This is a genomic window from Mojavia sp. (assembly GCF_059505145.1).
This window is the reverse complement of sequence record NZ_JCACKA010000153.1, coordinates 1-10,895: the sequence shown is the minus strand read 5'-3', so window position 1 is coordinate 10,895 and position 10,895 is coordinate 1. Positions and strand designations below refer to the sequence as shown.

The following is a 10,895-nucleotide window of genomic DNA, read 5'->3' as shown; positions in this document are numbered from 1 at the left end:
AATACAATACGATTTGTCTCTCCAGAGCGATCCCAAGTATTATCATAGGGTATATCTATATCACAAAGGAATACTAAATCATAGCGCGACACAGCTTGATGTGCTAGTTCTGCTAACTCTGGGGCAGCCATTTGGTGATAGTACAAAGAAAATTGATAGGTTGTTAGGGCATTCGTATCTGTAAACAAGTATTGGTTTGCTTGTAACAGCAAAGTTTCCTCACGTTCTAAATGCCCTTTGGCAATCTCCACTAGTTGAGAAAGCGAAAGCCTTCTGTTAATTTGATGTTGTTCCCAATATTCACGTCCATATTCCGGCATCCATGCAGTTTTGTACTCTTTCGCTAATTGGGATGCAATAGTCGTTTTTCCAGTCGAGGGAGCACCTAGAAAAGCAACATTAGTAATCAGATCACTGTAAACATCAGGATGTAAATAATCCCTAAAAGCGTAAGGGTCTTGTCTGACTTTCGTTCCTGAGATAGGGTAAGTTTTACGTTCTCTATCTACAAGTCGATTTACTGCACCTAACATAAGGCTTACGTGTTCACCATAAAATTCACTACAGTAAAAATGCGTAATCTTTTTTGATTCTAATTTTTTCAGGATATATTCTTCGTGCTTTTTCTTAATCTCAGGCGTATTACCAACCTCTGTTGGGCCATCCCATGCTTCAATCACCTCAATTGTCGGATACAGTTTTCGCAACCACTTAGCCCGAACTGTTAAAGGAATGGCACTCACCTCTGGACAATCATAAATGATTACTACCACTTCATCCATTTCTGCTAAGACAGTCTCAATCACAAATTGGTGTCCTTTGTGAAGCGGTGCGTACTTACCAAGCGTGAGTCCACATTTGCTGGTCATAGTTTACTTTGGTTCTGGCTAATCCAGCCTGCCTATACCTTATAATGCGATAGATCATTGTAAATGGCGATCGCACCTAACGCTCTTTTATCCCCTGTTTCCTGAACAACAGTCCATTACCGAAAGCCTTGTTTTGGCATAATCACCGTTCGCAACCCACGCCATCCCCATCTCTATCAAATCCGTGTGGGTCTGGTGAAATTACCCTAAATCTGCGGTAGGGAATATTAGAACAATCCAAGTCTGCCGAATTGGGCGGGATGCAAATATCTGGGTAGGACGGATCGCATTGTTGCGCTTGCGGCGATCGCTTCGTCGTAGCCTGAGTATTTTTCTTACCTCGCCTAAAATCCCAAGGCATCACTGGCTTAGACTGATTCCAAAATCCTAACTTCTTACTTTTAGCATCAGCCTCAGCCTGAAGAAACTGGTCTTTAGCGTTGGCGCACCCCTGAAGATACTGCCGATAAACTACAGCTTGCCCCTCTTGCACCATAGTGAGATTCACCGAGCGATTATTTACAAAAATCTCGGCTACAAGCCTTTTGTACTTATCACGCTCGATTTGTCGAACTTGTACAGACTGACCCACTGGCAGTAGTTGCTGGAGGCGAGACTTGGACTGCTGACCCCAAGGATTTTGTTTGAGTTCGGGTGCATCCACACAGCCGAGGCGAATGGTAATTGTTTGCTCTTGCGGATTGCGGACTCTTAAGGTATCCCCATCACCCACGCTAACTACTGTCATCTTGGGCAGGCTAGTTTGCGCTACAGTTGGCAATTCAGAAAGCAACAGTAAGGCTGCTGCGAGAATACTGGCTTTGTTCATCTATGTAAATTTGTTTCTGATTCTGTATCAAGGGTAACTTGTGACCATATCTCACCCTGTGATATGGATCAGTTCTGAAAAATCCTTTGGTCAACTTATGAACAAAATGACGCTGTTTGCCAAAAGTTAAAATATTTACAATTGATGTTACCTTCTTTGAGGTTATGCTTGATAACAATCTAGAACTTAGAACCAAAAGGTACTTCCAACTTAGTTCACAACTTGCTGGTTTAGACAATTCACAATTGCATTCTTTGTTTGACGATTGTGAGCCGGGTACATCAAGTTTGAATTCGGGGCGAAACTATACCATTGGTCTTGGACAATCCAAAGTATTTGTCAAACGTATTCCCGTTACAAAAATTGAATACGAAAACTTACTTTCTACCAAAAATTTATATAATTTACCAACTTATTTTAATTATGGTGTAGGGTCTATTGCTTTAAATGTATTCCGTGAACTTGTAACACACATCAAAACCACTAACTGGGTACTAGAAGGAGAGATCGCCGCATTTCCCTTAATGTATCATTATCGAATTATTCCACTTTCTGGAGTACGCAAAGATGTTGATCTAGAAAATCACAAAACCTTTGTGGAGTATTGGGGGAATAATGCCAGTATTGAGAACTATGCATTAGATAGAGCCAATGCCAACTATGAATTGATTCTGTTTTTAGAGTACATTCCTCATGTTTTAGCAACATGGCTGCAAGAAAACCCCTGCCAACTACAGAAATGCCTGAATGAATTACACAAGACAATTACCTTTTTGAGAACCAAGGGAATTATTCATTTCGACGCACATTTTTACAATATCCTCGCAGACGGACAGCAGACATATTTAACCGATTTTGGTTTGGTACTTGATAAAAGCTTTTCCTTAACCAAAGATGAAGAGTCTTTTTTTCAGCAGAATCAATTTTACGACTATGGAGAAATCTTACGGAATCTTGGTCATCTTATTCGCTCATCGTATGATTCTTGTTCTGAGATTGATCAACGTACCATCAGGGAAAAATATGACATAAAAGAAGGTTTAAAACCTTATGAAATAGGAGCTATATTATTGGACAACATCGAGCAGTTATATGCTGATAAACTCATGAAGTTGGATAAATTCTATGTCACTAGTATTGTCAAATACCGCAGTATCATTGCACTAATGCAAAACTTTTTTGCTGATATGTGTACAAATAACCACAAGAATATCAAATTTCCTCACGCAAAACTACAACAGTTGCTTGAAGAAACAGGGTTTATTTCTAGTGGATATTCTTAAATGGTAGATTTTTAACAGTGCTGTCTGCTCGTACCATCTCATCAATATCCAGGCTATGAACATCGGCCAATTGCAAGAACTTAAGCAAAAACTAACGAATAAGGCAGACTTATCCAATATATGGTTGTTTTACATGGATCATTTTGCGGATCATGCAGAATTTACTGACTTGGGAGAGCCTGCTTATAATGAATACTTAGATGGTGTCATCCAAAAAACTTGTAACTTATATCTTGCACCTGGAAATAGTAATGTCAATTCCATGACTAAGTGCCAAGTCTCTGAGGCGCTCAATATCTTGTAAAAGAAATAACAGCACTAATTGTGGAAAGATAGTTTGAAATGCAATTTCTGCGGCTTGTCCCCAATTGGGTAAACTTGTGGATGCTTTCGTTATAGATAAGTAAGCCCAATGGGCCAAAATATAGGAGATCAAAGACAGTATCAACCAACGGTAAACACCTAAAAGTGTTCCTTGCCCAAAGCGGTGTAAGCCGAAACGATGCTTGGCAGTCTTAAACCAGCCCTCTATTTGCCAACGGCGTTTACCCCACCAAGAAATAGTGCTGGCTTTAAGAGCTTTAGTGGAAATGACAAATCGTTTTTCGTACTTCCCATCATCACGTTTAAAATAATACCAGGAAACATAAACAGGAAACTTTAAACCTCTTAGGCGTAGGTGTTGTCCGCGTTTATGTAGTTGAGAAACGCTGTATCCCGAAGTTAATTTCCGTTTCCTGCTGATACCAGCAATGACGTGATACTTGAGCTTTCGGACACCATGTAGAAATTCCACACTGCCGAAGGCTGTATCTACGAGAATCATCACTTGGAAGCGCTGGGTTAATTTTTTCGGCAAACAGAAAATCTGCTTTAATCCCAACTGTGCAGGTGAGGCAGTGCCTTTTCCCCGCCAGACACGAAAACTCCAAGGTACTCGCCACTGACCCACAACTAAATACACAACAACTAAATGCAAACCTCGTTTTCCGTTGTAGACGCGTATTAAATCCTTAAATTGTGGAAATTTGCCAAATTTCTCTAAGGTTGTCAGGTCAATGATCACTTGTAGACAAGGTTTGCGCCCTTTTGAACAATGGCGCAAAATCTCCTGAATAATACGAACACGAGCAGTGCGAATTACACTACGGGTTGACCAGTGATAAATATTGAGAAATCGGCTTAAGGCACTGGCAGACTTACCTTGAGAGTGTTCAGGTAAAGGGTTTCCTTGAGCCTGTAAGAACAATCCCAACATAGCTTCTAAGTTTTGTTGCTGGTATTTTGAGGGCATCAATGACAGTAGAGTGTAAACTAGCCCTTGGGCGTGGGCAAGAATTGAAACCATTTTTCTTGCTTTGATATATGCTTTTCACGCCCTTTTTTCTCATATTTGTGCCCTTGTGTACAAATCTAACTTCTGTTTCTATTTCGCGATCGCCTGTTCTTAGAAAATTTACTTAAGCTAAGTCATCAATGCGCGTCAATTAAATTACTTTATATACCAAAATTGTCGCTCACTCCTGGAGTCACTTTTTTACGCTCCTATTTGTGTATTAGTGGTTTATACCTCAAGGTGCAAGATATAAGGTAAGCATTTGTTTGGCAGGGCAGTAAAGATTACTGACTTTTTGCCAATCTACATTGCAGAGTATCATTTTTTTCATGCCCCTTTCCAAGCTGAACGGCGTATTGGCGGTGTGATCTACTTCGAGGATATAAAAGTTGGGTTAATTGCAGTGTCAGCAGATTATCCTCCTACCGATGCGGTTAAGTATTCACGTTTTTCTGAGATACAACAAGAGCCGACACTTAATCGCAACGATCTCAATTGAGAGAAGGGCAAGGCATGAGGAACTCTCAACAAGTGCCAATAAATGTATTTGCCCTTGCTAGCGATCGCTCTTGGCTTTCAAAGGCTTCGGCATTGAATAGCAATTCTTCTTTTGGAAGCTAAATCTGCAACTGTCAAGGGGATGTTGCGCTAGAGAGGAGCGATCGCAATCTGGTTTTCATGTTCTTGAATAAGTATGTTGTTATCAAGTGCTACGACAACGCACTTGTTCAACAACTCGACGAATTGCATCAATGACTAATTCTGGATTGTCTAGTTGGATTGCATGTCCACTGTTCTCAGCAATCATGTGAACGCCTTGGGGTGACTCATTAGCTAAATCCGCATGTAATTGTTGCAGTTTCTCAAGCACCTGTTGTGTGATGTCGAAGTCTGGCTTGCCAGACGACAAAACAATTAGAGGAATCTCAGGAAATGACTTTGCCTTTCGTGCCTGCTCAACCTGGTTCATGCTAATTGATACCGCAGCTGATTCCTGGGCAAAGGTTTCTATAAACTGTGTTTGTGAATAGATTGCTTTAGCAAGGGGCCGGATTGAGGATGGAAATTTTTGGAATAAACCAACTGCAAATGGTAAATAATCAAAATTGACAAGCAAACGAAACAAACCGATGCGCCCGATAATTGGCAACACATGAATTAACAACTCTTCAAGTCGTTTGTTCAATTCAACCCATTCGGTTGATGACTCCTGATACATTTTCTCATGAGCTACATCCACTAAAACCATCCCAGCTACTTCTTCTGGATAATCATAGGCAAATAAGCGACTGAATAATCCACCTAACGACATTCCTACTAAAACATAAGGTGGTTCAATTTCAGCCTTTCTCAAAAGTTGCCGCAACTCACGAACTATTTGTTCTGCCGTGCGTGGTTGTAAACTTAAATCGCTCCAGCCATAACCGGCTCTATCATAAGTCAAAATTCTGGTAAATTTGGCAACTTCCGGCTGTACTAGCTGCCAATCAAGGTGTGTACCTCCGGTTCCACTATCAATAATCACTGTCGGCTGACCTTTCCCCATAATTTGATAGTGCCAATTCCTACCATTGACCTCAATTAATTTTCCTGATGGCTGAAACATCAGGCGATCGCTTCTTGTGGCCATTGCTTGATGATAGATTGTTCCCAACCCAACTATTCCAATTACTAAACCAAGGATTGCAACTAGCCATAGCATTTTAGTTGGTTCCTTCAACTTAAATATGTTTGCGATTGTCTCACAGATAGCTTTCAAACACGCCCCATAACAAGGGTGAATCGAATCATCTACATTCTCGTTATGGATTATAAACAGCAGTCAATGCAGCGTTTTGGTGGGATGCTCCAGTTGACCGACGCGCACGGCAGCAGTTGGAGTTGAAGCTAATTTTGAAATGGCGATCACCCTTCAATAAGGAAAATTGGGATTTGTGGGGTCAGCCGTTTAAATAAGGCTGCTGGTTCTGTGAGCAATCAAGTTACTGGCTGGATTGGTAACTTTTCGTCAATCTCAATTAAGTTAACTTTGGCATTCTCAACCACCGTATTCCCTAGCAGCGTGTCCTGTAAAGCGTCAAATTTAGATTCGGCTTTTCTAATGCGTTCATAATGCAGAATTACATGGTAACGCTTTTGAATTGGTTCGCCAGCCGCCGAATACTCTACTGCTTCCCAATCGGTATTTTGACGCTCCTCGGTAATCTGGCGGTATTGGCTGGCTAACTGTTCTAGTGCGTTGGCTATGGCGTGTTCTTCGCTTTGTCCACAGCAGCGAATCTCATTTGCGCTTGACTCAACAGGGGAAGATAACTGACAAATATACTGATTATTCTCGTCAGCCTGCACATTAATCATAATTGTTCTGGTGATTGAAGTCATGCTGCTCTGCACTCCTGAATAGTATAAACTGCTCTAAATCATGATGCTGTCCTTTCCAAAATCCACGCTGTTTAAATACACCCTGGCTTTGAAAGCCTAATTTGCACAATAGCCTTTTTGAAGCGGTATTATTCACCATTACTTCGGCAGTTACAAATTGTAAACTACACTTCAAAAATCCAAACTGCAAAATTGCCTGCAAAGCTTCTATCATGATCCCCTGCTGCCAATAAACACTGTTGAGTTCATAACCTATTTCAGCAGATTGCGCTTGTTTATCCCATGTAAAGCCACACGAACCAATGACAACGTTGTCAAGCTGACGTGCAATTCCCCATCTTATTCCTTGCCCAGTTTCAAATCGTTTTGCCCGCCGCTCAATCAGGGCAATTGCCTCCTCAATTGAACTAAATGTATCCAGGTCATGAAATTAAGTGACTTTTGCATTGCTAAACACCGCTAAGACTCCACCAGCATCTAGGAGTGTTTCTTGACGCAATAGCAGTCGTTGTGTTCTTAAAGTTGGAAAATCATCCACAAGTTTTTTACTTTATGCAAAAATCAGTCACCCCATAACCGCCAAAGTATCGCTTCATCCCCAAGGAGTTCTTCCAGAAATACAGGTATATAACCTTCAAACTGGGCATAACCACATAATAACGCTCCTACAGCTATGAAAAAGTCGGTATGCTTCCGAAATCTCTTATTCGCATTAGTTGGAATTGCTTTTTTGTAACCATTATCTGGTAGAGAACGGCTTACCCAAAGTGCGTTATCTTTCCAAAAATAGGGCAGTATTTTACTGGTGAGTGTTGCAGACATGAGTAATTTTTCTCTCCTGCAAAGGGAATTTTTGAGCCTGAAACTGTATAGCTCTTATTTTAAGCAATTAAGATATTCTCGAAAACAAAAGCCCGATGTATTACTGGTACTATGCCTAAAATACCTGATTGCAATCGCTGCCTGTGATCTGCTCATGATCCCCACATAGTCTGTGTTGTTCATCCCGGAGGGATCGAGGGGGATTGCTGCCTAAATTTTCGAGAAGATCCAAACGCCCAGGTTGAGGAACTATGGCAGCCAGAGGGAGCAAGCTATTACAACGACGAGTTGATTTTACAGCCTCGCCCACGTTGGACACAACAGCAGCAGTTAGCATTACTCGATTGGCATCCTTTATTTACTGGCAGGTGTCCAAGATGTGGTGCTGAGTATGAACGCGATCGCACCTCAAGAGTACATTGGGATTACCCAAACTCAGAATGTGGTTGGATGGACGATACTATGTAGAGCGATCGCGAGTGAGCGGGGAGCTAGCCATTTAGATTATCCACTCGGTAGGTAACAGTAACTCATCGAGCACATTCACGGCTATAGATATGGCGTAGGTCATAGGGGAGCAAAACAAGAGACTTTGCATTACAATTTGTAGTATAGTAGTAGTATAAATAAAACTCTTATTCTGTCGTGACAAGCTTGTGCCAGCTTGGACTCTATTGCACTAAAAGGAAAGTGAGGATGAAAAAAGTAGCGGTATTTGGCAATACTGGAGGCGGTAAATCAACTCTGAGCAAAAAATTATCCCAAATTACTGGTTTGCCACTTCACGTCTTGGACAAGATTAAATATCAGGCTGGGGGCGCTGAAGTTCCACATGAAGACTACAAGCGTATCCATCAGCAAATTTTAGCTACCGAGCAATGGATTATTGATGGGTTTGGTTGCATGGAAACACTTTGGCCACGGCTTGACGAAGCGGATACTTTAGTTTTTGTCGATCTACCTCTGTATGTGCATTTTTGGTGGGTAACTAAACGATTTATCACAGGTTACTTTCAACCGCCATCAGGCTGGTCTGACAACAGTCCGATATTGAGGAGTTCGCTTACTAGCTACCGCGTACTTTGGTTATGTCACAAATATTTGATGCCAAAATATCGTGGGTATATCGAGCAGGCTCAAAACATCAAAAGTGTTTATCACATTCGCTCGACTAAACAAATTTCGCAATTCTTTGAATTAATTGAGCGCCAGACTAAGTTAAAAGCTGGTGCATAAATCTATGGAAATCCGATTTTTAACCTCCCAAGATATCGTCGTTTACCGTGAGTTGCGTCTGTTTGCATTGAGAGAGTCACCGACGGCTTTTGGTTCGAGTTATCAGCAGGAATCCTGTTTTTCTTTGACCGACTTTGCTGCCAGGCTTCGCCCTGACGATGATTCTGTTAACGGCATTTTCGGTGCTTTCGACGACACAGACAAACTTATTGGTATGCTTGACTTTTCACGCGAGAGCCGTCTGAAGCGTACTCATATTGGTTCTTTATGGAGTATGTATGTTTTGCCTGAGTCGCGCAGGTAAAGCGTTGGAGCTACACTTCTCGATAAAGCATTATCTCATGCTCGACAACTTGATGGACTACGACAGATCATCCTCACGGTTACTACAACCAATGTAGCAGCGACCTCTGTTTATAAGTCACGAGGTTTTGAGCGTTTTGGTTTAGAACATGATGCTTTATTTATTGATGGCACGTATTTTAATGAAGAGCATCTGGCATTACACTTTAATCATGATGTCTAACAAGCTCGTTGCATACAGACTATATATAAACTAGAAGGCGAAACATTGGCAGCCAAGGTGGGGCAGCCTGTTAAAGCAAGATTAAACTAAAGGTATAAGAATTGGTTTTTCCAGCAGATGACAGTTAATAATGGATTGATTTTGGCGCTGTTTATTCTGATTGCAACTCTGCTAGCTCTTGGCTATGGTTTTAGCGTGAAAGCTCAACGTTTACCCTTTACCGCAGAGATTGGGTTTAGCCAGAAGCAATGGCAATTTCTGCAATGGTGGGTCAAATTAGCTTTAGTTGCTGGAGTTTTGTTACCGATATGCTTGTTAGCTCCCAATTGGAGGCAACCATCTTCATTGGTATTTTAGGGAAGTTACCTGTTAATAGTCGTAGTGCAACTTACCAGCGAATATGTCTTTAGTCGCTCCCTTGTACCAAGTGTTGTTGTACCTATTGGTTTCTTCTACACAGCTTTTCGATTGTGGCAACTACTAGACGGATTTACGCAATTAACATTTTCCGATTTGACATTAGTGGGTTTTGGCGTTTTTGTGTTGTTTTGGGTTGCTAACTTAATCATGTTAATGATGATGGCCATTCCAACAATCTTTGTTGGTTCGGATTCAATTTCACAATGCTGACACTCACGCAGCAAGTAAATGAAGGCTCTTAAATAAATACGATATGGCTGTAAGTTTATCGCCAGAGCAAGTGAGATTAGTTCCGCTCTATTGGGAAAAGTGGCAAAGTATAACACGCTCAACCCAGTCACTTGATCGGCATAAAAGCAACTGATGCGGTGATTGCGCTCTATCAATTGGCTGCTGTCAATCAGCCAGAAATTATTTTTGTAGCAAATCCTCTGCATTACTATGCTCAAGCTTACCTCAGAAGCGAAATAACATCTATTCAACAAGATCGCTCTTTAGAGCAACATTTAAAAAGTAATCCTGAAAATGTGTTCCTTCGCGATCCCCAACAAAATATAGCTTGCATTTTGGCTGCACAATTAAAATTCCCAATAGAACACCTATTCATTAAAAAAACAAAAGTTGCATTTCAAAAAATCAAACAAGGAAAAAGTCGAACTCAAGCATTTTTAGAAGCAGATGAAGAAATTTTTACAGCCGAGGATAAAAAACAAATTGAGTTACTCCAACTTATTGACGAACAGTTTAATCGACATTACGGCACTCAAGTCAGAAATCACCTGTTTGTACCTGTAGAGAATTCTTGGATTGGAGATATTTATCGTCTACTCTATGAACATATTGACTTAACGCTAGAACTGAAAGTCATGATAGCTGACCACGGGCCAAGAGATTTCAATGGGATCAATGTTGGTTGTCTTGATTCCAGCCTTTTAGCATTTGCCTGCGCTCGATTTGATTATTGTATTTCTGTCATGGATTTTCCTGTAGCGGATTCTAGATGGCAAATTTTACAGTCTTTACTTACTGAGTGTGGTTCGATGTTGTTTCCTTATGAGAATTTCTGTATTGTTTGCGATCGCCTTTTCGCTCCATGAAGATACCATCCTCCGCAAAAACTCAATACGCTCGTCCTCTACTGCCCACCAATAGCCATCACGCGACCCCAACAGTTTCACGTTCATGAACTGAC

14 protein-coding genes and 3 pseudogenes are annotated in these 10,895 nt (G+C 41.1%); 10 read left to right on the top strand and 7 right to left on the bottom strand.

Going from position 1 to position 10,895, the window contains the following annotated elements:
• Both AC5JL8_RS38325 and AC5JL8_RS38320 read right to left on the bottom strand, forming a co-directional pair.
• A partial coding sequence (locus AC5JL8_RS38325; protein WP_495884902.1) for an AAA family ATPase occupies positions 1-869 on the bottom strand: 869 nt, incomplete at its 3' end.
• A gap of 142 nt (positions 870-1,011) precedes the next feature.
• Positions 1,012-1,698 (bottom strand): thermonuclease family protein, encoded by a 687-nt coding sequence (locus AC5JL8_RS38320; RefSeq protein WP_495884901.1) that lies wholly within the window; start codon positions 1,696-1,698, stop codon positions 1,012-1,014.
• A 116-nt stretch (positions 1,699-1,814) separates the two neighbouring features.
• On the opposite strand from AC5JL8_RS38320, the gene AC5JL8_RS38315 reads away from it, so the two are divergent.
• Entirely contained in the window at positions 1,815-2,981 is a 1,167-nt protein-coding gene (locus tag AC5JL8_RS38315; protein ID WP_495884900.1) for a BUD32 family EKC/KEOPS complex subunit, read from the top strand.
• Positions 2,982-3,261: 280 nt separating this feature from the next.
• Here AC5JL8_RS38315 and AC5JL8_RS38310 read toward each other — a convergent pair.
• A pseudogene (locus AC5JL8_RS38310) lies at positions 3,262-4,329 on the bottom strand (transposase); the annotation flags it as partial.
• A gap of 283 nt (positions 4,330-4,612) precedes the next feature.
• On the opposite strand from AC5JL8_RS38310, the gene AC5JL8_RS38305 reads away from it, so the two are divergent.
• A complete protein-coding gene (locus AC5JL8_RS38305) occupies positions 4,613-4,816 on the top strand; it encodes a hypothetical protein (RefSeq protein WP_495884899.1) in 204 nt (67 codons plus the stop codon).
• 204 nt (positions 4,817-5,020) lie between these two features.
• Here AC5JL8_RS38305 and AC5JL8_RS38300 read toward each other — a convergent pair whose 3' ends face one another.
• Positions 5,021-6,019 carry an alpha/beta fold hydrolase gene (locus AC5JL8_RS38300; RefSeq protein WP_495884898.1) on the bottom strand — a complete coding sequence of 333 codons (999 nt, stop codon included), beginning with the start codon at positions 6,017-6,019 and terminating at the stop codon, positions 5,021-5,023.
• A 107-nt stretch (positions 6,020-6,126) separates the two neighbouring features.
• On the opposite strand from AC5JL8_RS38300, the pseudogene AC5JL8_RS38295 reads away from it, so the two are divergent.
• A pseudogene (locus tag AC5JL8_RS38295) lies at positions 6,127-6,273 on the top strand (GIY-YIG nuclease family protein); the annotation flags it as partial.
• A 21-nt stretch (positions 6,274-6,294) separates the two neighbouring features.
• On the opposite strand, the gene AC5JL8_RS38290 reads toward AC5JL8_RS38295, so the two are convergent.
• From AC5JL8_RS38290 to AC5JL8_RS38280, 3 genes are all read right to left on the bottom strand, one after another.
• On the bottom strand, positions 6,295-6,699 hold the full coding sequence (locus AC5JL8_RS38290) for a hypothetical protein (protein ID WP_495884897.1): 405 nt from the start codon (positions 6,697-6,699) through the stop codon (positions 6,295-6,297).
• Positions 6,668-7,102, bottom strand: coding sequence for a GNAT family N-acetyltransferase (locus AC5JL8_RS38285; protein WP_495884903.1), 435 nt, complete (start codon positions 7,100-7,102; stop codon positions 6,668-6,670). Before AC5JL8_RS38285 ends, AC5JL8_RS38290 begins: the two co-directional genes overlap by 32 nt.
• Positions 7,103-7,260: 158 nt before the next feature.
• The gene (locus tag AC5JL8_RS38280; RefSeq protein WP_495884896.1) at positions 7,261-7,521 is read right to left on the bottom strand and encodes a hypothetical protein; all 261 of its coding nucleotides are present in this window, start codon (positions 7,519-7,521) and stop codon (positions 7,261-7,263) included.
• Positions 7,522-7,809: 288 nt separating this feature from the next.
• Here AC5JL8_RS38280 and AC5JL8_RS38275 point away from each other — a divergent pair, with 288 nt between their 5' ends.
• From AC5JL8_RS38275 to AC5JL8_RS38245, 7 genes and pseudogenes are all read left to right on the top strand, one after another.
• Positions 7,810-7,989: a hypothetical protein gene (locus AC5JL8_RS38275; protein ID WP_495884895.1), complete on the top strand. Its 180-nt coding sequence runs from the start codon at positions 7,810-7,812 to the stop codon at positions 7,987-7,989.
• Between the two features lie 228 nt (positions 7,990-8,217).
• Positions 8,218-8,757: a P-loop NTPase family protein gene (locus AC5JL8_RS38270; RefSeq protein WP_495884894.1), complete on the top strand. Its 540-nt coding sequence runs from the start codon at positions 8,218-8,220 to the stop codon at positions 8,755-8,757.
• A 4-nt stretch (positions 8,758-8,761) separates the two neighbouring features.
• The gene (locus AC5JL8_RS38265; RefSeq protein ID WP_495884893.1) at positions 8,762-9,061 is read left to right on the top strand and encodes a GNAT family N-acetyltransferase; all 300 of its coding nucleotides are present in this window, start codon (positions 8,762-8,764) and stop codon (positions 9,059-9,061) included.
• Between the two features lie 15 nt (positions 9,062-9,076).
• Positions 9,077-9,283: pseudogene (locus tag AC5JL8_RS38260) on the top strand (GNAT family N-acetyltransferase); the annotation flags it as partial.
• A 117-nt stretch (positions 9,284-9,400) separates the two neighbouring features.
• Complete coding sequence (locus tag AC5JL8_RS38255; RefSeq protein WP_495884892.1) at positions 9,401-9,640, top strand: hypothetical protein; 240 nt, start codon at positions 9,401-9,403, stop codon at positions 9,638-9,640.
• Between the two features lie 24 nt (positions 9,641-9,664).
• Complete coding sequence (locus AC5JL8_RS38250) at positions 9,665-9,913, top strand: hypothetical protein (protein WP_495884891.1); 249 nt, start codon at positions 9,665-9,667, stop codon at positions 9,911-9,913.
• Positions 9,914-10,071: 158 nt separating this feature from the next.
• Entirely contained in the window at positions 10,072-10,800 is a 729-nt protein-coding gene (locus tag AC5JL8_RS38245) for a hypothetical protein (RefSeq protein ID WP_495884890.1), read from the top strand.
• The last annotated feature ends 95 nt before the right edge of the window (positions 10,801-10,895 follow it).